The sequence below is a fragment of the Vibrio sp. R10-SF1-ISO8 genome (genome assembly GCF_059833805.1).
The window spans coordinates 870723-895314 of record NZ_JCBDHL010000021.1 but is presented as its reverse complement, the minus strand read 5'-3'; the positions used below and the strand labels follow the sequence as shown (position 1 = coordinate 895314).

The 24592-nt window shown below is 44.1% G+C and carries 21 protein-coding genes; 11 read left to right on the top strand and 10 right to left on the bottom strand.

Annotated elements, in window-relative coordinates; translation table 11 throughout:
• Positions 1-124: 124 nt before the first annotated feature.
• Both AC6R00_RS22195 and AC6R00_RS22190 read right to left on the bottom strand, forming a co-directional pair.
• Positions 125-1615, bottom strand: a complete 1491-nt coding sequence (locus AC6R00_RS22195; RefSeq protein WP_500641961.1) for a SulP family inorganic anion transporter — start codon at positions 1613-1615, stop codon at positions 125-127.
• Between the two features lie 177 nt (positions 1616-1792).
• Complete coding sequence (locus AC6R00_RS22190; protein WP_500641960.1) at positions 1793-2260, bottom strand: hypothetical protein; 468 nt, start codon at positions 2258-2260, stop codon at positions 1793-1795.
• Positions 2261-3018: 758 nt separating this feature from the next.
• Here AC6R00_RS22190 and AC6R00_RS22185 point away from each other — a divergent pair.
• The 3 genes from AC6R00_RS22185 (at position 3019) to AC6R00_RS22175 (ending at position 6534) form a co-directional block, all read left to right on the top strand.
• Complete coding sequence (locus tag AC6R00_RS22185) at positions 3019-4632, top strand: methyl-accepting chemotaxis protein (RefSeq protein ID WP_500641959.1); 1614 nt, start codon at positions 3019-3021, stop codon at positions 4630-4632.
• A gap of 180 nt (positions 4633-4812) precedes the next feature.
• Complete coding sequence (gene asnS / locus AC6R00_RS22180) at positions 4813-6213, top strand: asparagine--tRNA ligase (protein WP_494504853.1); 1401 nt, start codon at positions 4813-4815, stop codon at positions 6211-6213.
• Between the two features lie 129 nt (positions 6214-6342).
• A complete protein-coding gene (locus tag AC6R00_RS22175; RefSeq protein WP_138922207.1) occupies positions 6343-6534 on the top strand; it encodes a hypothetical protein in 192 nt (63 codons plus the stop codon).
• Between the two features lie 40 nt (positions 6535-6574).
• On the opposite strand, the gene AC6R00_RS22170 is transcribed toward AC6R00_RS22175, so the two are convergent.
• Positions 6575-6784, bottom strand: coding sequence for a hypothetical protein (locus tag AC6R00_RS22170; RefSeq protein WP_004746160.1), 210 nt, complete (start codon positions 6782-6784; stop codon positions 6575-6577).
• Between the two features lie 82 nt (positions 6785-6866).
• Positions 6867-8255 (bottom strand): aminotransferase-like domain-containing protein, encoded by a 1389-nt coding sequence (locus AC6R00_RS22165; RefSeq protein ID WP_500642226.1) that lies wholly within the window; start codon positions 8253-8255, stop codon positions 6867-6869.
• A 187-nt stretch (positions 8256-8442) separates the two neighbouring features.
• On the opposite strand from AC6R00_RS22165, the gene AC6R00_RS22160 reads away from it, so the two are divergent.
• From AC6R00_RS22160 to AC6R00_RS22150, 3 genes are all read left to right on the top strand, one after another.
• Entirely contained in the window at positions 8443-8742 is a 300-nt protein-coding gene (locus tag AC6R00_RS22160; protein WP_500641958.1) for a hypothetical protein, read from the top strand.
• A 208-nt stretch (positions 8743-8950) separates the two neighbouring features.
• On the top strand, positions 8951-10441 hold the full coding sequence (locus AC6R00_RS22155; RefSeq protein ID WP_500641957.1) for an HD-GYP domain-containing protein: 1491 nt from the start codon (positions 8951-8953) through the stop codon (positions 10439-10441).
• A gap of 202 nt (positions 10442-10643) precedes the next feature.
• Positions 10644-11834, top strand: coding sequence for an amino acid aminotransferase (locus AC6R00_RS22150; RefSeq protein ID WP_500641956.1), 1191 nt, complete (start codon positions 10644-10646; stop codon positions 11832-11834).
• A 59-nt stretch (positions 11835-11893) separates the two neighbouring features.
• On the opposite strand, the gene AC6R00_RS22145 is transcribed toward AC6R00_RS22150, so the two are convergent.
• From AC6R00_RS22145 to AC6R00_RS22135, 3 genes are all read right to left on the bottom strand, one after another.
• A complete protein-coding gene (locus AC6R00_RS22145) occupies positions 11894-12547 on the bottom strand; it encodes an outer membrane beta-barrel protein (protein WP_500641955.1) in 654 nt (217 codons plus the stop codon).
• A 294-nt stretch (positions 12548-12841) separates the two neighbouring features.
• Positions 12842-13219 carry a transporter gene (locus AC6R00_RS22140; RefSeq protein WP_500641954.1) on the bottom strand — a complete coding sequence of 126 codons (378 nt, stop codon included), beginning with the start codon at positions 13217-13219 and terminating at the stop codon, positions 12842-12844.
• Between the two features lie 215 nt (positions 13220-13434).
• Complete coding sequence (locus AC6R00_RS22135) at positions 13435-15780, bottom strand: helicase-related protein (RefSeq protein WP_500641953.1); 2346 nt, start codon at positions 15778-15780, stop codon at positions 13435-13437.
• Positions 15781-15936: 156 nt separating this feature from the next.
• Here AC6R00_RS22135 and AC6R00_RS22130 point away from each other — a divergent pair, with 156 nt between their 5' ends.
• The 3 genes from AC6R00_RS22130 to AC6R00_RS22120 all read left to right on the top strand — a co-directional run bounded on the left by AC6R00_RS22130 (position 15937) and on the right by AC6R00_RS22120 (position 18839).
• Positions 15937-17625 carry an NAD-dependent malic enzyme gene (locus AC6R00_RS22130; RefSeq protein ID WP_500641952.1) on the top strand — a complete coding sequence of 563 codons (1689 nt, stop codon included), beginning with the start codon at positions 15937-15939 and terminating at the stop codon, positions 17623-17625.
• 138 nt (positions 17626-17763) lie between these two features.
• A complete protein-coding gene (locus AC6R00_RS22125) occupies positions 17764-18084 on the top strand; it encodes a DUF3392 domain-containing protein (RefSeq protein ID WP_038197444.1) in 321 nt (106 codons plus the stop codon).
• Positions 18057-18839, top strand: a complete 783-nt coding sequence (locus AC6R00_RS22120; protein WP_500641951.1) for a SanA/YdcF family protein — start codon at positions 18057-18059, stop codon at positions 18837-18839. Before AC6R00_RS22125 ends, AC6R00_RS22120 begins: the two co-directional genes overlap by 28 nt.
• On the opposite strand, the gene AC6R00_RS22115 is transcribed toward AC6R00_RS22120, so the two are convergent.
• The gene (locus AC6R00_RS22115) at positions 18820-20100 is read right to left on the bottom strand and encodes a GGDEF domain-containing protein (RefSeq protein ID WP_500642225.1); all 1281 of its coding nucleotides are present in this window, start codon (positions 20098-20100) and stop codon (positions 18820-18822) included. The genes AC6R00_RS22120 and AC6R00_RS22115 overlap by 20 nt on opposite strands.
• 317 nt (positions 20101-20417) lie before the next feature.
• Between AC6R00_RS22115 and AC6R00_RS22110 the strand changes: the two genes are divergently transcribed.
• On the top strand, positions 20418-21242 hold the full coding sequence (locus tag AC6R00_RS22110; RefSeq protein ID WP_069666569.1) for a DUF2797 domain-containing protein: 825 nt from the start codon (positions 20418-20420) through the stop codon (positions 21240-21242).
• Positions 21243-21299: 57 nt separating this feature from the next.
• Here AC6R00_RS22110 and AC6R00_RS22105 read toward each other — a convergent pair whose 3' ends face one another.
• Together AC6R00_RS22105 and AC6R00_RS22100 are read right to left on the bottom strand one after the other, a co-directional pair.
• A complete protein-coding gene (locus tag AC6R00_RS22105; RefSeq protein ID WP_500641950.1) occupies positions 21300-22535 on the bottom strand; it encodes a cysteine desulfurase-like protein in 1236 nt (411 codons plus the stop codon).
• Positions 22519-23175: a 2OG-Fe dioxygenase family protein gene (locus tag AC6R00_RS22100; protein WP_174329880.1), complete on the bottom strand. Its 657-nt coding sequence runs from the start codon at positions 23173-23175 to the stop codon at positions 22519-22521. Before AC6R00_RS22100 ends, AC6R00_RS22105 begins: the two co-directional genes overlap by 17 nt.
• A 398-nt stretch (positions 23176-23573) precedes the next feature.
• On the opposite strand from AC6R00_RS22100, the gene trxB reads away from it, so the two are divergent.
• Positions 23574-24536: a thioredoxin-disulfide reductase gene (gene trxB, locus AC6R00_RS22095; protein WP_500641949.1), complete on the top strand. Its 963-nt coding sequence runs from the start codon at positions 23574-23576 to the stop codon at positions 24534-24536.
• Positions 24537-24592: the final 56 nt, after the last annotated feature.

Genomic DNA, 24592 nt, shown 5'->3' with positions numbered 1-24592 from the left:
TGCCTACCCTGTTTGTTACTCGCTACGCTTTAATTCGATGAGCTTACACGTATATATTGTTTTGATATATAGATAATAGCTTGTTTTAGATGCAAAAAAAGCCAGCGAATACGCTGGCTTTAAGCTAGTGGGTTATCGAGACTGCCATTAACTCCTCATGTTTGAGGAACATGGCATGTTTTCTAATTAGCCGCTCGCTAACTTCATTCATCCCTGTTACTTCGACTTTAGAGCCCTTTTTCCTGAACTTGAAGACAACTTTATCCAACGCTTCAACCGCTGTGTTATCTAAGAAATGAGCGTTTGCAGTATCAATAGTGATTTTTGGGGTAGCAGATTCAAAATCAAACAGGTCGATAAACGCATCTGACGAGGCGAAAAATACGTGTCCGCTGATTTTATGAACCGACTGGACATCTTCAACAATCACCGTATCTGAAATAAACACCATTGACTTGCTTGTATGTGCATAAAACAAAGTCGACAATACAACGCCAACCAGCACGCCTATAGCTAAATTGTGTGTCACAACGACGGTTATGACAGTCACAATCATGGTTACATTGGTAGGCCATGTATGATCTTTTAGCTCTGCTATCGAACGCCAAGAGAAAGTCCCGATAGAGACCATGATCATTACCGAGACCAACGCTGCCATGGGGATCATAGTCAACCAATCAGACAGAAAGACAACCATCAAGAGTAAACCGAGCCCTGCAACTAAAGTAGACAAACGGGTCAATCCGCCGGATTTAATGTTTATCACCGACTGACCGATCATGGCGCAACCAGCCATACCTCCAAACAGCGACGAAACAATGTTCGCAATCCCCTGCCCTTTACATTCGTTGTTTTTGTCACTTTCCGTATCAGTCAAATCATCGACTATGGTTGCTGTCATCAGTGACTCAAGTACACCCACAATCGATAATGCAATGGAATATGGCAAAATAATAATCAATGTTTCTATGCTTAGCGGAACATCTGGAATGAGAAAAATGGGTAAAGAATCTGGTAACTTACCCATATCGCCAATCGTTCTTACATCGAGTCTAAACAGTAAGGCAGTGGTCGTCACAACAACAATCGCGACCAAGGGAGAAGGAATCGAACGACCCAACCCCGGGATGTAAGGAAAGAGATAAATAACGCCGAGCCCTAGCGCAACAAGCACATATATACTATTTGAAACATCTGTTAGCTCTGGTAATTGAGCTAAGAAGATCAGAATTGCTAGCGCATTGACAAAGCCCGTAATGACGGCCTTTGATACATAGTTCATGAGATTGCCTAACTTCAAATGACCTATCGCAATTTGAATCACGCCGGTCAAAAAAGAAGCTGCAAGAAGGTATTGAATACCATGTTCTTTAACAAGGGTTACCATTAGCAGAGCCATCGCCCCAGTTGCACCGGATATCATTCCTGGCCGACTACCCACCAAGGCGGTAATAGCACAGATACAAAATGACGCGTACAACCCCACTTTTGGGTCGACTCCTGCAATAATTGAAAAAGCGATCGCTTCTGGGATAAGGGCAAGCGCGACAACAATGCCAGCTAAACTATCTCCTTTAATGTTTGAAAGCCAATGTGTTTGTAGTGATTTAATCATGTAATTCTCTTTGTAATGATGTAGTTAACCCTACCCTGTTGCAGGTATAAGTTAGGTTATTAAGTCGATGAGCCTTAGCTCATTTAGTAAAAGTTAGAGAATCATGGCGTCTAAGGCGGCGTAATTAACACGTAGAGTTAAACTCCTCTTTTCATGTATCGGGCTACCAGATAACTCTTACAGTTCAGAGTTGTACTTAGTGCTAAGCAGATCTATCTTGAACGAAAGTTGTCGGTACCTTGCTAATAGGGTTTGGGAATGGCCTTGCTGCTCGAGTAAGTCAGCTAATAAATTCGCCTCATCGATCAGCTCATCAATCGTCAAAGCTCGCTCACCGTCATTGAGAGTAGGATTAAGGCTAGACTCGCCTTGTAGGTAAAGAAAGATATCGCACCAACGTGCATTTTGTTGGGGAGTTAACTGTTCACCAAGCTGCTCTAAATGTTCCAGCTCAGATTCCAATTGTTCCCTTTCATCGGTAGGTATTTGTGAAAGGCGTTTAGCAACGAGCCTTGCTCGCTGTTCATCGACATCTGGATTAGCAAGGGCATGCTTCTTCCAGAATCGTTCATCTTCATTCCACTTTGCTAATGCGCTAGCACCAGCAAGCAATACGAATAAAACAATAGTCATCAGCAACTTCATTACTAACATCCTTGTGTCGATGTTTGTTTTCTTAAGGCTCCTCTATCCATGCATAACTGTTTTTGAATTGGATATATGATCATAAAATTCTCTTTTTACGCGTACAGTAAACCCTGCCAATACAGACATCTTAAAGTTCACTCGTAGTTCAGATGAGCGGGCGCTCGGCTTAGGTGTAGGTTGGGAGAGAATTGATACTTAAGGCGGCGTAATTAACACGTGACGTTAAACTCCTTTGATGGGTTTAAAAACAATAAGCCAGATATGTCTTCCGCGCCAATATAATCTGTTGCTACGCTTTTATACATTTCGAAATTCAAAAACAATGATTGCATTTTTCCAATTTAATTCAGCTGAATTAACATATGTATGAGTCTTCATAAAATAAATATTCAGATTAAATAAAATTGCCACCATCTCTTAGCATGCGCTGAATCATCAAGTCTTGTTTGCCAACTCCTCTTTGTCATGCCCTATTAAACTTGAGTTGCTTACTACTAAAAGCCCCTTCACAGACAAAAACACTTGGCAACCTAACCCACTTATAAGCCACTATATTTAAACAACTTATCATCGCGTCTCAAGCACGTCGACTTTACGTCACTACGTCAAAGATTTGATTACACGTACCTTACATCACATTTACAATACCCTCACAGAGAGTGCGGTCACAGTATAAAATTTGACGCCTTTCTTCCTATCTGCATATAGGAGAATATGTTGATGTCTATTCCAATATTATAAATTTATATCCAATAATGCGCCTTACAATTACTACAAAGTTGCTTATTACATTGTTAACGGTATTTGGCTTAGTCCTCGTAGCGTCAACAACATACCAATACTTGCAGCAACGTGAATTAATAAACTCTGTCTTAAGTGAACAACTCCACGATAAGGCAAGTAACTATTTTGACAGCCTGAACATGATGATGCTGACTGGCACCATGGCTCAAAAAGAAACCTTGAGACAGAAAGCCCTAGCTCAAGATGGGATTGAACAAGTCAAAGTTCTCCGAGCAGAAGCGGTCAGCAAGCTCTACGGACCCGGGCAAGAGAACCAAAACCCTGTCGATGACATCGATAAGCGCGCTCTTGCAGGCGAAATGATTATTGAGCCTATCAGTGCTGAATGGGGCAAAGGTATTGTGGTCGCTCTACCGATGAAGTCTAGCGAAAACTATCGTGGAACTAACTGTGTTGCCTGTCATATGGCACCAGAGGGGGAAGTATTAGGGGCGATTCGTCTCGAGTACAACTTGTCCCATGTAAACCAACTCATCAGTCAACGTGCTTTTATCGCTTTGGCAATCATGTCAGCATTCGGCTTCGTCGGCTTTTTGATCACAATGGGATTAATCAGAAAGATCATCGTTCGCCCAATCCAAAAAACATCTGGCTTTATGCAGAGTGTTAGCAAAACAAAAGATCTCTCTCAACGACTCGACACCAAGCAAACCGATGAAATTGGTCAATTGTCCGGAGCAATCAACTCATTTATGGATACTGTCAACCATAGCCTTGAACAGGTTCAGTCAACATCTCACAAAGTTGCAGGCAGCGCGAGTGAACTGACGCAAGTCGCACAAGTCACTGATTCTGCTGCAAGTAACCAGCAAGCAGAAACGGCTGAAGTACAGGAAAATATCGAACAGATGCAGTCGCAACAAGTACAAGTAGAGTCTGCAACTGAAGAAGCGTCGACACTGATTAAACACACCACTCATATTGCAGAACAAAGTGCTCGTCAGGCGCATGGAGCAAGTCACGAAATTAAGAGCTTAGTGACCGACATAGAGCAAGTGAAAGAAAGTATTGTAGAGCTTAACGACCAAACCGCTGAAGTATCGAGTATTTTGGAGGTGATTAAAGGCGTTGCCGAGCAAACCAATCTACTCGCTCTCAACGCAGCCATAGAAGCGGCACGTGCTGGTGAACAAGGCAGAGGGTTTGCCGTAGTCGCAGACGAAGTACGCAATCTCGCAAGTCGCACCGCAGAAGCAACGGGCAGCATTGAAAGCATAATTGCTCAATTCCAAAAGGACAGCGAAGCATCACTTTCTTCCGTCGACACCGTTTGTGGCACAGCGCATCAACGCTCTAACGAAATCGAGCTGCTTTCACAAGCAATGACTGAAGTAGTGGAAGAGATGAAACAAGCACTCGCTCATGCGAACAGTATCCAGCGGCAATCCAGCAGCACTGCACACTTAAGTCATGAGGTTCAGGGGAAAGTTCAGGTGATAAACCAACATGCGAACCAAACGACCGAGTCAGCAGCACAAACAAGAGACATCAGTATGAATCTTGAGCAACTTTCAGAACATCTAGAGCAGTTGTTGGCTCAATTTACCCTTTCAACAAAGAAATAGGCAGATAATGGGTATTTTTGTTCGACTAAATGACAATAAAGGTTGAAGCATAATATTTGAAAGGTAATATGTTCCATTGAATCTATAGAATTCTATCCAACCCAATGTTTGCTCATTATTTATTCGATGAGTATTACGACATTGGGTTGAATTTTTACCTCAATGGAGAATATTGAAAACATGACTTACGCGCCTGTATCAGACGTTTTGAAAGGTCAGCTAGCAGTAGACAGTGAAGTAACTGTTCGTGGCTGGATCCGTTCACGTCGTGATTCCAAAGCTGGAATCTCTTTCCTTGCCATTTATGACGGCTCTTGTTTCGACCCGATTCAGGCCGTGGTCCCTAATAATCTTAATAATTACGAAGACGAAGTACTAAAGCTGACTACTGGCTGCTCTGTTGAAGTAACTGGTAAGATTGTTGAGTCTCCTGCGAAAGGTCAAGACTTCGAGCTTGCTGCAACTGACGTTAAAGTTGTAGGTTGGGTTGAAGATGCAGAAACTTACCCGATGGCAAAAACTCGTCACTCTATCGAGTACCTACGTGAAGTTGCTCACCTGCGTCCGCGCACTAACGTAATCGGTGCGGTAGCACGTGTACGTAACTGCCTATCTCAAGCGATTCACCGCTTCTACCACGAGCAAGGTTACTTTTGGGTATCTGCTCCGCTAATCACAGCTTCTGACGCAGAAGGCGCTGGCGAAATGTTCCGCGTTTCTACGCTAGACATGGAAAACCTACCTCGCACAGAAGAAGGCAAAGTAGATTACAACGAAGACTTCTTCGGTAAAGAAACCTTCCTTACTGTATCTGGTCAGCTAAACGGTGAAGCCTACGCTTGTGCACTAAGCAAAGTTTACACATTTGGCCCAACATTCCGCGCTGAAAACTCAAACACTAGCCGCCACCTAGCTGAATTCTGGATGGTTGAGCCTGAAGTTGCGTTCGCAGACCTAGAAGATATCGCTAAGCTTTCTGAAGATATGTTGAAGTACGTATTTAAAGCAGCACTTGAAGAATGTCGTGATGACCTTGAATTCTTTGCTCAACGTATCGACAAAGAAGCAATCACACGTCTAGAACAGTTTGTTTCTTCTGACTTTGCTCAAGTTGACTACACGGATGCAATTCAGATCCTTCTAGATTCTGGTCGCGAGTTCGAATTCCCTGTTGAGTGGGGTATCGATATGTCTTCTGAGCACGAGCGTTACCTAGCAGAAGAGCACTTCAAAGCGCCAGTTATCGTTAAGAACTACCCGAAAGACATCAAAGCGTTCTACATGCGCCTGAATGACGACGGTAAAACAGTAGCCGCTATGGATGTTCTTGCACCTGGTATCGGTGAGATTATCGGTGGTTCTCAACGTGAAGAGCGTCTAGATGTACTAGACGAGCGCATGCGTGAAATCGGTATCGACCCAGAACACATGAACTGGTACCGCGACCTACGCCGTTACGGCACAGTACCTCACGCAGGCTTCGGTCTAGGTTTTGAGCGTCTAGTCTCTTACGTAACAGGCATGGGTAACGTTCGTGACGTGATTCCATTCCCACGTACACCACGCTCTGCAAACTTCTAAATCGAAGTTAAGAATAGCAAAAGCCTCCGAACTCGGAGGCTTTTTTGTATCTGTCAAATACGCAAATCTTCCCCGATTGGATCATACTTAATACTGTGACGCAGTATGATCACAGTGAGGAAGATTGTTATGAGAGTATTCAGACTCGATGACTTGTCTTATAACGGAAGACATGAGCATTCAATGGATTGGGATCATCCCTCCGGAAGCCAACCTTATTACTGGCACCCTGACTGGCTACAAAATGCCGAGGACCTTATGGGAATCTATCCTAGTGACTCTGACCCTTCCGTTAGCCACCCAGACAATGTTAGGAACTAACAAAAAAAGAGGGCTAACCATTGGGTTAGCCCTTCACAACTCACTCTATGCTATCGGTCTTGGCAGCGTATCGAATCCCGTATAAGCAGATGGCAAACATCACAAATGGTATGGCCGCCGCCGTGTACTCAGTCCACGCTAAGGTGGCAAAAGACTTCGCCAAAATTAGGTGGCCAAACACCAGTAGGCTTGCACAAATTATCGCGACAAACACCAAACGGTACTCATGTTTATAACGTCGTTTTTCCATAACTAACCCCTCGCAATAGCAATGAGGCTATTTCACCACAGTTTGCTTCATGCATAACTGTACAGTTAAGCCGAAAAACGCCCTAGCAGTTGACTAGCTGCCCTATTTTTTTGAGCGCGCTCTTAACCTCATCAGTCAGTTCGAATGAGATGTTGATGCGCATACAGTTCTGAAATTGATTGTTGGCGACAAACAGATTACCGTACGCAATTGAGATATCGAACTTCTTCAGCTCTTGATAGATAAAGTAAGTATCAATTTCCTCATTAAACTCAAGCCAGAGAAAATACCCTCCTTCAGGCTTCTGAACTGCTACGACACCCGGTAAACACTTCTCTATCAGACTGAGATATTCTTTTTGCCTTGCATAGAGCTGTTTGCGAAGTTTTCGTAAGTGGTTGTCATAACTTTCGAATTGGAGGTAATGAGCAACACCTTGCTGGATAGGAGAACTCGCAGATAACGTTGAGGTAAGCTGTTGCTTTTGCAACCTATCACTCAGAGTTCTATTCACCACCCACCCTATTCGGTAACCAGGGCAGAGCGATTTGGACAATGAACCACAAAGCAGCACTTGGTCTTGCTCATCCCAATACTTGAGTGGATAAGGTTTGCGATCCTCAAAGTGTAATTCTGCATAGACATCGTCCTCAATCAGATAGACATCATATTGGTTTGCCAACTCAACCACCGAACGTTTGGACCTATCGCTTAAGGAGACACCGGTTGGGTTTTGATAATTCGCCATTAGCCAACAGGCTTTCACATCGTTTTGACTAAATGCTTGCTCAAGCAGAGGTAGATCTATCCCTGTTGAGGGGTTAACAGGTACTTGAATAACATTGAGCTTAAGCCGTTCAACCGCTTGCAGGGCACCATAAAAGGTTGGCGTTTCGATCACTACTGTATCACCCGGCTCACAAACCACCTGTAAGCTTAGATTAAGCGCTTCCATCGCTCCAGAAGTCAGCACAATGTCGTCATGGGAAACCGTCACACCATGAGTTATATAGCGCTGAGCAATCATTCTACGTAGTGCTTCATTACCCGGTGGTAAATTTTGTATCACACTTTCTGCCGGTACTTTTCTACCCGCACTGGCTAAATGGCGGTTGAGTGATTGAAGAGGAAACAAGCTAGGTGTTGGAAACGCAGAGCCAAAAGCGACCGCTGCTTGATTATTACTTTTTAGAAACTCGTAGAGCTCGTCATTGTATTCACTTCGTACTGTCGGTTGAGCTCTTTGTCGTTGTCCGTTCTCTATGGCTGGCGTAACAAAATAGCCTGACTGCGGCTTAGCCTTGATCCACCCTTCTGATTCAAGAAGCTGATACGCTTGTAATACGGTAGCTGAACTCACCGAAAAACTTCTGCTTGCTGCACGAAGCGAAGGGATTTTTTCTCCAGAGCGCCACGTATTATCTTTTATCTGTTGCTTTAATTTTTCTGCTAATTGCTGGTAGCGATTCATAGTACCCTCATCATTGGTCAGCAAAGATACCATAGTCAGAAGAATCATGGGCTTACAAGCTTCTCACTCTAAGGCTTTGGTTTTAACGAACCCTGTTTGTAGAGTTAAATCACATTAAATATTAAAAACTCTGTTACATTTATCAGGTAATAGTGATCCAAACAACCTTACATAAGGGATGATAATAATGAAAAAATACGATTCGTCGCATATCGAGTACAAAGGCGAGAGCAATGGTGTACATAGTTGGACAACACCGACTGGCCAACCGTATTACTGGCACCCTGATTGGCTACACATTGCGGAGGACGCTACTGGCTCTCATCCAAAGCAAGATATTGAAGTAACGGATGGTGAAAAACCAACTGAGAAACATGCTGCAAAAGCGATTCTATCTTACCTAAACAAGTGGGCGGCTGACAAACTGGGTAAAAACCCAGACATTGAAGCTAATGCCATTGAATCTCAGATGAACCTTAAAAAGTAAACCTCCGCGCGCACCTTAAAAGGTGCGCGCTTGCTTCTTACCCACTCACATCCTAAACCTAGTACTAAAGTTGCAAAAATGTATCAATAGACGAAACAAACCGATAGAATGCTCGGTCTTTTATTTAAGAGACAAATCTATTACTTAGTTTTCGTATTTGTCTACAGGCTAGTTTTCGTCATATTGATAATAATATAAAGGCTTTGACATGGTTAACTCACATTACAATGCGTCTTTGACCCTAAAGCTGTATGCACTTGCAGCTGTGGTTTTCGGTCTTTATGGTGGACGAGTATGTCCGATGTTGGAAACGTTGACATCTACAGAACTCTTCACACACGTAGCGGTAACATTTGGAGCCGTCTATCTACTCCGTCACTTCGTGCTTCAGCAGCACACACTTGTTAAAGAACAAAAGCATGCGCAACTCGATACGACATTGATGTTTTTCGCTAGCTTAATACTCGCTGCCTTCTATAACGTCTATTACGACTTTCCTCTCGACAGCAATCTTAAAGTTCTTTTTGGTATGAGCCTTTTCGGTTTCTTTACCGGAATACTGCTTCAACTAGACTCTAAGATCACATGTTTCGATAGCTTAAACAGCGCTGAACGTTACCAATTCGAACTCAGTGGTGAACGACAATCTATGGTCAAGCAGATGATTTTTCTTATTAGCCTGCTGTTAATCACATTGACCTCGATGCTCGCGATGGTTGCCGTTAAAGACATCTTTTGGCTTGAGCATAACCCCGAACGAATCCTAGACGGCACTGGAAAAATCAGCGTCATAAAAGAGTTTATCTATATATCCATTGTTCTGGGTGCTTACGTCATCGCGATCATGTTCCAATGGAGTAAGCTGATGCGAAAAGTATTAAGTGCCCAAGAATGTTCACTCATCGAAGTCGCAAACGGCAACATTTCCAAACGTGTTCCTATCTTCGAACATGACGAGTTAGGCTCAATGGCATCACTGACAAACCAAATGCTTGATAGCCTAGAGTCATCTCAAGATGAAGTAAAAACCACACGCGATGTAGCCATTGTCAGTTTATCGGCACTTGCCGAATCACGTGACAATGAGACAGGGGCTCATATTCTCCGTACTCAAGAATATGTCCGAGCGTTGGCAAAATACCTGTCTCAATTCGATAAGCACAAGCCTCTACTGACTGAAAACTATATTGAGCTGCTCTACAAATCCGCTCCGCTACATGACGTAGGGAAAGTCGGTATTCCTGACAATATACTTCTCAAACCAGGAAAACTCACTGACGAAGAGTTTGAAATAATGAAAGGTCATCCTGAAATCGGAGCAAAAGCCCTATCAATGGCCGAAGGGCAGCTAGGTAGTAACTCATTCTTACAGCTCGCGAAGGAAATCTCCCTGACTCACCATGAGAAATGGAACGGCAGCGGCTACCCTAATGGGCTAAAAGGGGAAGAAATACCGCTTTCAGGAAGATTAATGGCACTAGCGGATGTTTATGACGCACTCATTTCTGAACGTGTATACAAAAAAGCGTTTAGTCATGAGAAAGCAAAGTCAATTATACTTGAAGGTAATGAAGTTCATTTCGACCCTCAAATCGTTGAGGCTTTCCTGGCGATTGAAGACGAGTTCGTCGCAATAGCCAACAAATATCGAGAGTTGGAAGCAAGGGAAAATGAGCTAGAGCAACTGATGCACGCATAACGGATTTTCCTGCATTTAAAGTCCCTTTACTTTAAAAATAAAGGGACTTTTCATATAGAAAACTTGGCTTAAACAAAATCCTCTCCAAATTACGACGCTTTTTTAGATTTTCTTCACTTTCGCTGTTGTTTCACTTTACGTAGAAAGGTATAAATAACCGAGTTACTTATACCTATCCCTTCGATAAACATGGATGACCATTATGTTTGAAAAAGTAGTCGCTGCTCCTGCAGACCCTATTCTTGGCCTTACTGAAGAATTTAAAAAAGACGCTCGTGCTGAAAAGATTAACCTTGGCGTGGGTATCTATAAAAACGAACAAGGTGAAACCCCTGTTCTAGCAACCGTTAAAAAAGCGGAAGCGACACTTATTGAAACAGAAAAGACCAAGTCTTACCTAACTATCGAAGGTACTGCTGAGTACGCTTTAGCAGTTCAAAAACTTCTTTTTGGCAATGACGCAGAAATCGTTGCTAACAAGCGTGGTAAAACGGCGCAAGCTCCTGGTGGTACTGGTGCACTTCGCGTCGCTGGTGAGTTTATTAAACGCCAACTGGGTGAAGTAAAGATTTGGATCAGTAACCCAACTTGGGCTAACCACAACGGTGTGTTTGCCGCAGCAGGTATCGAGACTGCGCAGTACAGCTACTACAATGCTGAAACTAAAGACAAAGATTTCGCTTCTATGGTTGCTGATCTAGAGCAAGCATCTGAAGGCGATGTCGTTCTTCTTCACGGCTGCTGCCATAACCCAACAGGTATCGACCCAACAGCAGAAGAGTGGGAAACATTGGCTAAGCTTGTTGCAGAGAAAAAGCTTCTACCACTTTTCGACTTTGCTTATCAAGGTTTTGCAAAAGGCGTTGAAGAAGACGCAGCGGGTCTTCGTATCTTTGCTCAGTACAACAAAGAGATTCTAGTCGCGAGCTCTTTCTCAAAGAACTTCGGTCTATACAATGAGCGCGTAGGTGCATTCACACTCGTAGCGGGGTCAGAAGAAGTGGCAACGACAGCCTTCTCACAAGTGAAAGCAATCATTCGCTCTATCTACTCTAACCCACCAGCGCACGGCAGCGCAGTCGTAACTCACATTCTGAACAATGCCGACCTACGTGCAGAGTGGGAAGCGGAAGTGAAAGAGATGCGTGATCGTATTCAAGAAATGCGTGAGCTGTTTGTGGCAACACTTAAAGAACAAGGCGTTGACGCTGACTTTAGCTTTATCGAACGTCAAAATGGCATGTTCTCATTCTCTGGCCTGACTAAAGAGCAAGTTACGCGTCTTAAAGAGGAATTCGCAATTTACATCGTAGGTTCTGGTCGCATCAGCGTAGCGGGTATGACGAAAGCTAACATGCTTCCACTTTGTAAAGGTATTGCAGCGGTTCTATAACAGCTTACTTTCAAATACGAAAAAGCCAGCTATATAGCTGGCTTTTTGCTTCTATTGGTTTAGAAAAGGTACCGGAGAGATATGCCTCCCTCATTGGTGGTTGCACTACCTTTGATTCTTGCGGTTTCAAAATCACCGTCGCGATGGGTATAAAAAGCACCAACCGTAAATCGCTCTGCAAACTGATAATCTGCTCTTACGTTAAACAGCGTTTCTTCAAGCAGATCTGTGTAATTAAACTCTCCTCGCCCTGCTAACTCCCATTTCTCAGTCAGCGCATATTTGAGCTCTAAACTTGCGCCAATCGAAGGTTTACTATCGCTAAATAGCTTTTCTTCGGTACTATCGAGAGTCTGTTTTGCCCATAAGTAGCCTAATTTCGCTGTCGCGATAACATCGAGCTTTGCCATAAGTGGATAACGATAGGCAACGCCTGGTAGCAGTGTATATAGCTCAGTAGTGACATCTTGCGGATGTATAAATCTTGCCGTGTAGTCGAGCGTAAATAGAATGTTTTCGCTCCATACATAGTTACCACCCACAGCTAGAGCAGTCGCATTGTTATCACTGCCTAAGCTTTCATTCAGCGACCCTGAGCTTAAATCTGCGTAGAGGAAATCATAGTTTAGTTCGTTTATTTTATTGGGTTCTGCGGCATGCACCGAGCTAGCAAAGAGTAAAGGGGCTAATATCCAACGGTACTTCAATTCCATTACGACCTCTTAAGTCCATATACTGCACAAATTAACGGCGTCAAACTTTCCTATATCGAGGCAAGAATAGCGGCCAGTTTCCCTTACCAGAATCCACGTCAGATACTGGATATGTGATTTATATTGATAAGAAAATATAGAACAAGTAACCGTCAAGTTACTGAATAAATTGTGAGAATTATGATCTTGTACGAATTCAAATGCTCAGATAGCGAAAAAGATCTCATGTGAGATCTTTTTCCGATACGTATGGACAATAGAGACTAGTGATGGATTGTTGAAAAAATAGTCTTACTACAGTCTGATAATGAGCTCGTCTTGGGACAAGAGCGTGATATCTGCTTTGGATTTGGTTTTAAGTCGTTCGAGCAACTCTACATCCAACTCGTAAGGCATAACGAGCTTGAGCTCTTCTACTCCTTCACTTTTTGCTAACTGAAGCAGCGTAGCAATATTTGATTCATCACTACGATTCGCCGATAGCGATTTCATAGCTTGATCCCACAAGCGATCTTCAACCGATAGCGTCTCTTTTATCGTATTCTTCCAAGCAAGGCTGAATATCGGAGCAAACGTGCTCATCGCTTCCAAGAAAGTCCATTTCTTACTACAAGAAGCACCGAGAAAAGAAGTATAGTCGAATACAACACTTGTCTTGCCTAGATGTTCCATATCATCCCCCGTAATATCGGCAACACAGTGTACTCAATATCCTAGATCAAACTGGTTATAGCAATAGGATATAAAACAATGGTCTTTTATACCCTAGTTCTGTTTTAAAAAGCTATATAAAAACCAATGCGGTAACAAAATGTGTACAATAAAATGATATAAGGAACCGGTTGCTTAATATTTTAGATACCAAATAATATCTTGTTCCCTAAATACTATTTTACATCAACAATCTTGCTCGCTTTTTTGTACTGAATTCTCCAACCCTTCCAACTCGGTAGCTCCCAACGTTTTGGATACCCTTTACGCAGTCCATCGCGGTGTATGACATAAATCAGCTTTTTCTTAGCGTGGTATTCAACATCGAGATTAAGATCACCCAATGCGAGTTCAAAAGGGTACGCACTGGCGAAGTCTTCATACTCCCAATATGGAATGCCTTCGAAGGTAAAGTCCTCGGCGGTAAAAAGCTCAAGTTCGCTGACATCATCCAACTCAAGTAAGGTAAGCTGCTCTGTAAACCAACTTTCAAAGTTTAGCTCATTAACCTTATCATTCGATGTCCCAAGCCCTAGCGCGATATAAAGTTTCCAGTGCTCAATTTGCTTGTGACGAGTTTCTGCAAACCCAGGTAGTAATTGATTCGCAATGACGGCTTCAAGCATGGGCTGAATGGCAAGTTCACCTTGAGCTATTTCATGTCGAGTGGCAATGACTCTTCCAGCATAGTTCAATCTCATCTCGACCATTGGCTGTGCATCAACCGTTACCACATCCCCTTGTTGCCACTCACCTAAGCCAATCTTACTAATCGCGTTCAGTGCAATAGGCATAGTGAAGGTGGCTAAATTAAGGGTTTGCTTCACCCCCCTGCCCGGCAAACTATGAGTATCGAGGACAAGTGCGGCTTCAAATTTGTTTGGAAAACGAGTTTCTCTACCCAGCACTACTTCCATCACGCCATTACCCATTGCTTCTCTTCGTTTCAATCTTCGCACAAAAACGAGTTCTGGATGCAGGCGAGCAATTGCCTCAACCAGTTCTTGATGTGAATATCGAGAAGCAACACTGAGCTGAGGCAATTCAAACACTTCTCGCATTTGGGCTGAAAGGGCTTTTGCTTCCTTTGCGACATCTGCGTCAACCTTAATTCCAGAGAACTGGTCCCCCCTAAGGATTCCGATTGCCAGTTGTGCATCGCAGCCCAAAGGCTCGTCTTTCTCTAACTTTTCTCTTTCTTCTTCATTGCTAGATAAGCGATACAAGTTGGCTGGCGTAGCCAATACAGAGGTGAGGTCAACCATCGCCTCTTGGAGAGGTTTAGAAGGCATTCGAGTCACTAAATCGGCGTACAGAGCATCAATTGGTAATGGATAAATCCGTTGGCCATGCGCGGTGGCAGTCCCCGCATCGTTGATTGCCCCCATTGCAGTGAGTATTTCATTCGCTTGGTTAAGAGAGCGCTCAGGCAATAATTCCAAGAAATTTAGCTGTGCTAACGCCTTACCGCAACTTGCTGACGCGAGCATTGCTTCGGTTAATGACTCTCGATGCATCTCCGGCGGCGTTACTTCCGATAAAGCGGCGTGTTCACCATATAAGCGGATACAGATACCATCCATAACTCGCCCCGCGCGCCCACTACGCTGCTTTGCACTGGCTTTGGAGATATGCTTTAAACTTAGAGCGGTTCGCCCATTACGCTGTTCTGTTCTTCGTTCTAACCCTGAGTCAATTACCGCTACTATGTTGGGGATAGTCAGTGACGTCTCCGCAACATTGGTCGCCAAGACGACTTTTTTATAGGCTTGTGTATTAAGTGCGACTTCTCGCTGCTCATCCGTAACCGAGGCATGGAGCGGGACAGCCATCAAGCCTTCGATTCCTGCCAACTTACCCTGACATTGACTGATCTCTTTTCTACCCGGAAGAAACACCAAAATATCACCGTCAACATCACTAAGCGCCAACACTTCTTGCTTTACTATTTCATCAAGGTTTCTTGCATCAGGAAGCTGCCTTGAGTCGCCTGCTCGATGCCCTATTGAGACATTGAAGTTACGCCCCTCGGCATACATACGCTTCGCGCCGATGTAATTGGCAAGTTTTTCACCCTCAATGGTTGCGGAAGTGACGACTAATCTGTGTGTCTGGCTATCTTTAAGCAAAGCGACCAACAAATCGGTATCCCAGCGTCGCTCATGGAATTCATCGACGATAACCGTATCAAAGCCCTCAAGCTTGTTCTCAGAAAACCAACGCAACGCCACACCAGGCGTCACAAACACGACTTGCGTGTTTTCATCAAAGCGGCTCTCCAGCTTAATCGCATAACCAACTGACTGTCCCAGAGGTTGATTACTTTGCTCAGAGAGAAACTGAGCCAATGAGGTACAAGCGATGCGTCGTGGCTCGATCACCAAAACCCTACCTTGCTGCGCCGCCCAAATGGGTAAACGCGTCGACTTACCCGATCCTGTCTCTGCTTCTACGATGAGATGATGAGCGGAAAGCTGGGATAAAAATTCGGTTTTCAGGGTATCTATGGGTAGGCTAGTCATGATTTACGCGTGGGTAGTGCTAAAGCATGAAATTATATACGCAATCTTTGCCAGAATGCAGGAATATTCAGTTTACAATACGACAACGAATCCCTATCATTTTTATGTTCCTGTTCCCAAAGGTCTGTTGACCCTAACACCCTACTAAGGCATGTGATGAATAACGATAAACGCCCTCTATATATCCAATATGCAGGCCCTGCGCTTCTCAGTACTCCTCTTCTTAACAAAGGCAGTGCTTTCTCAGCTGAGGAAAGAAGCTCATTCAACCTTGAAGGTCTGCTACCAGAAAACACTGAAACTATTCAGGAACAAGTGGAACGCGCTTACCAACAATATCGTAACTTCGAAAGCGATATGGATAAGCACATCTACCTACGCAACATCCAAGACACAAACGAAACACTTTTCTACCGCCTTGTTCAGAACCACATCTCTGAGATGATGCCAATCATCTATACGCCGACCGTTGGTGCAGCTTGTGAAAACTTCTCGAACATCTACCGCCGTGGCCGTGGCCTTTTTGTCTCTTACGCTAACCGCGATCGCATTGATGACATTTTGAACAACGCTTCAAGTCACAACGTGAAGGTTATCGTAGTGACAGACGGTGAGCGAATTCTTGGTTTAGGCGACCAAGGTATCGGTGGTATGGGTATTCCGATTGGTAAGCTCGCGCTTTACACCGCCTGTGGTGGTATTAGCCCAGCTTACACACTGCCAATCGTACTCGATGTGGGCACGAATAACCCGCAACGTCTTGCTGACCCAATGTACATGGGCTGGCGCCATCCGCGTATTACTGGCGCAGAGTACGATGCATTCTTAGAAGAATTCATGCAGGCTGTTCAGCGCCGTTGGCCTGACGCGCTCATTCAGTTCGAGGACTTCGCACAGAAAAACGCAATGCCGCTACTAGAGCGTTACAAAGATCGTTTCTGCTGTTTCAATGATGACATTCAAGGTACAGCGGCAGTGACGGTAGGTTCGCTACTTGCGGCTTGTCAGGCTGCAGGAAGCAAGCTTTCTGAACAGCGTGTCACTTTCTTAGGTGCGGGCTCTGCTGGTTGTGGTATTGCTGAAGCCATCATTGCTCAAATGGTTTCGGAAGGCATTAGCGATACGCAAGCACGTTCGCAAGTCTTCATGGTTGACCGCTGGGGTCTGCTGCAAGAAGGCATGCCTAACCTGCTCGACTTCCAACAACGTTTGGTACAGAAGCATTCAAACACGGCAGATTGGGAAGCAGAAGGTAACGGCTACTCACTTCTTGATGTCATGCGCAATGCTAAACCAACGGTTCTTGTTGGCGTATCTGGTGCACCAGGTCTGTTTAGCGAAGACGTAATCAAAGAGATGCACAAACACTGCGCTCGCCCAATCGTATTCCCGCTATCTAACCCAACAAGCCGTGTGGAAGCGACACCTAACGACATTATTCGTTGGACTAACGGTGAAGCACTGGTTGCTACAGGTAGTCCATTCGATCCTGTGGTACATGACGGTAAGACCTACCCTATCGCACAATGTAACAACAGTTACATCTTCCCAGGTATCGGTTTAGGTGTATTGGCGGTTCAAGCTAAACGCGTGACTGACGAGATGCTTATGGAATCTAGCCGTGCCCTAGCAACATGTTCGCCATTAGCGATTAATGGTCAAGGCGCTCTATTACCGCCACTAGAAGCAATTCATTCTGTTTCTAAGAAGATTGCTTTTGCGGTTGCTAAAAAAGCGATTGAGCAAGGCGTCGCACTTGAGATCACAGACGAAGCGCTAGAAGAAGCGATTGATGCTTCATTCTGGCAACCTGTTTATCGCCGTTACAAGCGCACCGCTTTCTAAACGCACTGTTTATTCAAAACCCAGCACACGCTGGGTTTTTTATTCCTGCCACAAAGATCTCATGACGACAGACTGCACTGCCTTACACGCCAGCTTCATGATATCGTTACTCAATCGATGACATTCACATTAGTTTTCATGGAATACCTAGACCTTATGGGTGGATACCTACGCCCCTATCTGACAGAAATTTCGACAGCTTTAATCGCATGCATTTTGGTCATGGCAGGTGGAGAAATTAACGCACTACTGAGGAGATTATTAAGAAACACCAACTTTGCCCTCAGAACTGTTGCGTTTGTCTTGATTAACGCATTTGGTTACGGCTTAATCATTGTCAAAGCAACACCTTACCTATCTCGGACACTGCGTGGCCTAGAGGCTGGCATCATGTTTTCCATCGTATTGTTTTGCTTTATTTTTATAGGTCTATGGGCGCAGCGGAATCGACAAATTTAGTGCGAAGATTATTTCACCACGAAACCAGACAACAAACTTGGCTTAAGCTGGCGCTAAGAGCGTTAGCGTGGCTGCCTGTCGCGTTAGCGATCCTTGCCGTGTCTTTATTCGCAATTGATCGATGGGTCTCTTACCAAGCCAGAGACCAGCTATTTACCGACATCGAACAGATCGAGTCTTTTGATGTTGCGGTTGTTCTGGGAACCAGCAAGTATTTAGGCAAAATTCTCAATGAGTATTACACCCATCGTATCGACGCGGCGATAGAACTGTATCAGCAAGGCAAGGTGGACAACTTTCTTCTGAGTGGCGATAACGCGCATCGCTCTTACAATGAACCTTGGACGATGAAACGTGACTTGCTCAAGGCAGAGGTACCCGAAGAGAGTATTTTTTTAGATTATGCGGGGTTTAGAACTTTGGACTCCGTTGTTCGAGCAAAAGAAATTTTTGATACCAATAACTTCCTAATCATTTCTCAAAAGTTTCATTGCGAGAGAGCCATATTTATCGCCAATTCACACAATATTGATGCGAAATGTTTTGCGGTTGCAGGGCCTTCGAAACACTCTGGATTTCAGGTCAGAATGAGAGAAGTCTTTGCACGCGCAAAAGCGGTTCTGGACATCTATATTACCAATGCGAAACCAAAGTTTCTCGGTCCTAAGGAACCTATCTTGATCGAACAACTTCCTGAACCCGAAGCAAAACCAGAGCTAGCCGAACAACCTTTGATTAGTCAGTCTGAGAGCTAACCACAACCTGGTTTCTTCCTTGTCGCTTCGCCAAATACAAAGCTTCATCGGCACGAGTGATCATTGCGTTAGTGCGCTCCCTAGAGCGAGAAGCAACCCCTATACTGGTTGTCAGCGGGTCCCCATGTACCCAGATATGAGATTCAATTCGATGGCGGATTCGTTCCGCGAGCTCAGATGCCTCTTCCAAATTCAATCCTGGGCAAAAAACCACGAACTCTTCTCCCCCCCAACGGACGAGGCGTTCACTTGGACTAAGCATACTTAATATCACCATAGTGAACTCGCGCAGAATATCGTCCCCCATCGCGTGTCCATATTTGTCGTTGACGTCCTTAAAGTGGTCAATATCAAGGTATAGCGCCGCTAATGCCTTCTCGCGTCCTAATTTTCCTTCAAAATGTTTCTCTAGCCACTCCCGAATGGAGTGACGATTCATAGCCCCTGTCAGTGCATCGCGATTTGCCAATTCTGCAAAGTGGATATTCTGCTCTTGTAACTCTTTGTTTAGTTTGCGAAGGTGTTCCTGTCTAAAATGAGACTGAAGAATCAGATGGTGGCTACGTTTTATCTCCACGATACTGTATACAAGCGCTAGCGAAACCCAAAATACCAGCAAGGCCAACATGAGTGTTTCACCATCAATATAGTTTCCGATGAATTCGATGCTCTTGATAGTCATCTTGTACTCACCAGTAAAATGACCCGAGCCAGTCGCTAACTCCAACTTAGTCACGTTTGTGAATTCCGGTGCAGAATGAGCAATTGGTATCTCGTTATCCGCTAACCACCACGTTAACACCTGCAAATTAGCAATCGGGATCTCAATGATTCCGTTTCCCACCCCAGGGGAGTATGCCAGCCCATTGTATTTTTGCGTGTATTCATCCTCAGCAGAAGAGTACGCTGGATTAAAGTTGCGAAGGTAAAAGCGTAGCGTAGGTTCAGTGGCGCTATCGAGCTGCTCAAAGTCAATATTCAATCTAACCGTATGGTAGTTTTTTAAGTTGATACCTTGCTGCATGGTGTCACCAAGTTGTATTGAGACACCGCAATAAGGCCAAGGATAAACATCTGATTTATCTAACTGACAATTTAATACCACTTCAGATTCAGATAGCTCCAAACTTGCGGTACTGACGCCCCCTAAAGCTTGGTCGTCTGTGGCCAAAAAGGTAAACTGACTGGGGAAAATTTTAAAGACGTGACCACCTCCGTGCATCCAATATAACTGCACAACCAATATGGTCACAACGACCATGAAAAAGGTGACCTTATGAACAACTTTCAATACTAGAATCCAACCAATTATTGTGCTGAAAAACAGCGAACAGAATGCAATACCAATTAATAATACGACTTTGGTTCCATTTTATCGCGTTTTGGGTATATGACAGCAGGTAAATATTAGATCTGACTCATAAACTTAGTGCTTATTGACTTAAATATAACCAAACTAAACCACTACAGTTACATTATTGCTTACTGGCATAGATTTGCCCGAGTCTGGGTAAAAACTGCTACAATGGGGGTCTAAAAACAAAGAGGGTTAACCCTCATTAAAGTAAGAGCACTGTCATGTCTTTATTAGCTAAAGGTACGCTAAGTAAAATGCGCGCCTCTCTCGAAAATACGGTTCATTATCGCCTTCCAGTCGGTGACGAATTAGTTGACCTATCCCCTTTCATTGGTAAGAGCATCACACTCACTCATACTGGGAATATCTTTTGTAGTTCTTGTGGTAAAAAAACCAAAAAAAGCTATTCGCAAGGGCACTGCTTTGTTTGCATGAAGAAGCTTGCCAGTTGCGATATGTGCATCATGAAGCCTGAGACGTGTCACTACGATCAGGGGACTTGTCGCGAACCTCAATGGGGAGAGGAAAACTGCATGGTCGACCATTTCGTCTATCTATCAAACACTTCAAGTTTGAAAGTGGGCATCACTCGTCACACACAGATCCCAACCCGCTGGATCGATCAAGGCGCTACTCAAGGCTTGCCTATTTTCAAGGTCAAGACTCGCCACATTTCAGGCCTTATCGAAGTTGAACTGGCAAAACACATCGCGGATAAAACCAACTGGCGCACCCTGTTAAAAGGTGATGGAGAGCCAATGGCGCTAGAAGAGCGATTTGCTGAACTCTTGCCTTTGGTTGAAGACAAAATTGCTGAAATTAAACAGCAGTACGGTGAGGACGCGATTGAGATCCTAAGTGAGAATATCACTGCCATTAGCTACCCAGTGGAGCAACACCCTACAAAAATCACTTCTCATAACTTTGACAAAAACCCAGAAGTTACGGGGATTTTGCAAGGAATTAAAGGTCAGTACATGATCTTTGATACCGGTGTAATCAATATTCGTAAGTTCACTTCTTATGAAGTGGAAGTCAGCGCTTAAGCACTGCTTAGAAAAAGACCTCCACTAAGGAGGAGGTCTTTTTACTTATTGTATTATCTATTGCCCGATAATTATCTTCAGCTCATCGAACAGAATATCCACTTCTTCTAATGTGTTGTAATGCATAAAGCCAATTCGCACTACACCACCACTCGCTTCTAAATCAAGCTGGCGAACCAGCCCAAGTGCGTAGAAATGTCCATTCCAAACACAGATATTTCTTTCTCCGAGCTTCTTAGCAATAAACTCAGGTGAATGGTTATCAAAAGTTAAAGCGAAAGTTGGCGTTCTTAGCTCGCTGTTGGCTTCCAACTTACCAAACAGATGTACCCCTTCGAGTTCAGATAACCGGCTAAGAAAACGTTCACTAATCGCTGACTCATGCTGATTAAACTGCTTAAATGAGTCGACTAATCTTTCCCTAAGCGAAGCGTTGCTTTTACCCCACTGCGACAGATATTTCACAGCAGCAATTACGCCAGCTAAACCTTCAAAGCTTTGTGTACCCGTTTCGAAGCGCCCCGGACCTTCATCTTTTGCGGGTTCAACTTTGTAAGGTTTCAAACTCTGTAGCCATTTCGGCGCTACGTAGGCAATACCGACATGTGGACCAAAGAACTTGTAAGCAGAGCACGCTAAGAAATCACAGCCAAGCTTTTGCACGTCAACCAAATGATGCGGTGCATAGTGAACAGCGTCCACATAAACCTTTGCACCCACTCGATGCGCGGCTTCGACAACGCGTTGAACGTCAACAATTGAACCAGTTGTATTCGACGCAAAGGTCAAAGCAACAAGTACTGTTTTATCATTAATCAGCGAAAGTAAGTGTTCAATATCAAGACCACAGTCACTTTCGTCGACGCGAGCTTGATGAACAACCGCACTTTTATCTTCTGCGGCTTGTTGCCAGCTTGAGACATTCGAGTAATGGTCAAGAGCTGTAACAATCACTTCATCGCCGGCTTGCCAATCTCGGCTGATAGCTCTGCTCAACTGAAAGGTTAATGACGTCATATTTGCGCCAAACACTATGTTGCTGCTTGATTCTGCATTGACCAAGGCTTGAGCATGTTCACGTGCTTGCTTCATTAAATCAGTCGTTTGCTGACTCGAAAAGTAATGACCACCCAAGTTAGAGTTAAAGAAACCCAGATAAGCCTGCATCGCTTCAAGCACAGACTTTGGTACTTGAGAACCGCCAGGGCCATCTAAAAAGATAACTGGCAAATCATTATGTGTTTGACCAAGAGCGCTGAACTGCGCTCTTGCTAAATTAGGAGTGAAGCTCATTCACGCTGTCCTTTGCGGTTAACACAAATACATCCATATGCCCCGCTTCACCCTCAATAACCGAGCGAATTGGTGTCGCATTATGCCAAAGTTTGTCGTCAGCTAGCATGGCGACTTCACCACTATGCAAAGCTTTACGGAAGAATGGAGCTTCATTGAAGCTGCTGTAAACCATGATATCGCCACCCTCAATGTTGTGACGCCCCATGCCTACTACTGCGAGATGTTCAAATCCATCTTGGTGAACACCTTCTGGAGCAACCTGAGTCTCGTCGTAAACAGCCGAGATACGAATTTGGTGAATCTCAATTTCATGACCATCAGTGAGATGATTAGATTGCGCAAATAGCTGACACATTTCACGCATACCGTCACTATTCATGATCGGCTTTTCAATCGGTTCAAACTGGCGAACCACGTTACCCTGAAAGCGATTAATATCATCACTTTGAACGAACTCACTCTTATTTAAATCGACCACGTTGCCATCTTGCAATGTCACTACGGAATAACGTCTTAAACGATACTGGCCGTCAGCATGCTCGGTATGAGGCAGTTGAGTAAACGAAGGGGCCAGTTGTGAAATCGCAGCATCACTTAACTTGGTCAGTTGTAGGGTAGTTTCGCGCTGATGTAACATCATCATCTCCTTAATGAATGTACATACTTATAATGTGGTTAACATCTTATTCACATTTATTATTTGCGCACTTGTATTGCCAGATCAACTTTATTTAGCATTTCAATCCATCAATTATTATATTTTGGAATATATAACCATATTAAATTCAATACACAGTGATTAAATCCAGAATCAAAAAGCTGCAAGTTCAAAAACTAGATGACTTCACTAGAGATAATTAATTTTCTTATCAACATCAATGAGTTATAAACCTTAATACCAAATTAACTGATAACGTTTGCGTTCTAATCTATAACCAATTATTACATTCTCTTCCCTTGCTAACCCTTTAAATGGCCCCATATATTCCATACAATCGAGTCAAATAAATAAGCGTCACCGCTAATGGAGCACAAATGAGCGACGTAAAACATAGCAATCTTTTAATCCTTGGATCTGGTCCTGCTGGCTACACCGCCGCAGTTTATGCTGCCCGCGCAAACTTGAACCCTGTTCTGGTGACAGGTATGCAGCAAGGCGGTCAGTTAACGACAACCACTGAAGTGGAAAACTGGCCTGGCGATCCTGAAGGTTTGACTGGTCCTGGTCTAATGGATCGAATGAAAGAGCATGCTGAGCGCTTTGAAACTGAAATTCTTTTTGATCACATCAATGAAGTTGATTTCAGCCAGCGCCCTTTCCGTCTAAAGGGTGATAGCGGTGAATACACCTGTGATGCGCTTATCATTTCAACCGGCGCCTCAGCTAAGTACTTAGGCCTAGAGTCTGAAGAAGCATTTAAAGGTCGCGGTGTTTCGGCTTGTGCTACTTGTGATGGTTTCTTCTACCGCAACCAAAAAGTTGCCGTTGTTGGTGGTGGTAATACCGCAGTTGAAGAAGCGCTTTACCTATCTAACATTGCTTCTGAAGTTCACTTAATTCACCGTCGAGATAGCTTCCGCGCTGAGAAAATTCTAGTTAAGCGCCTGATGGATAAAGTAGAAAATGGCAACATCATTCTTCATACTGACCGTACTTTGGAAGAAGTCGTCGGTGACGACATGGGTGTGACTGGCGTGCGAATCAAAGATACTCAGTCAGACAATATCGAACAGATTGATGTAATGGGTGCTTTTATCGCCATTGGTCACCAACCAAACACCTCGATCTTTGAAGGTCAGCTAGAGATGAAAGATGGTTACATCATCGTTCAATCCGGCCTAGAAGGTAATGCAACACAAACGAGTGTACCGGGTGTTTTTGCTGCAGGTGATGTTATGGATCACAACTACCGTCAAGCGATTACTTCTGCCGGTAGTGGCTGTATGGCAGCTCTCGATGCCGAACGTTACCTCGATGCACTTGCTGATAGTAAATAATATTTTTCATTTTTAGCTCAAAACCTTAAAGCCCTGCGGTATTCCCGCGGGGCTTT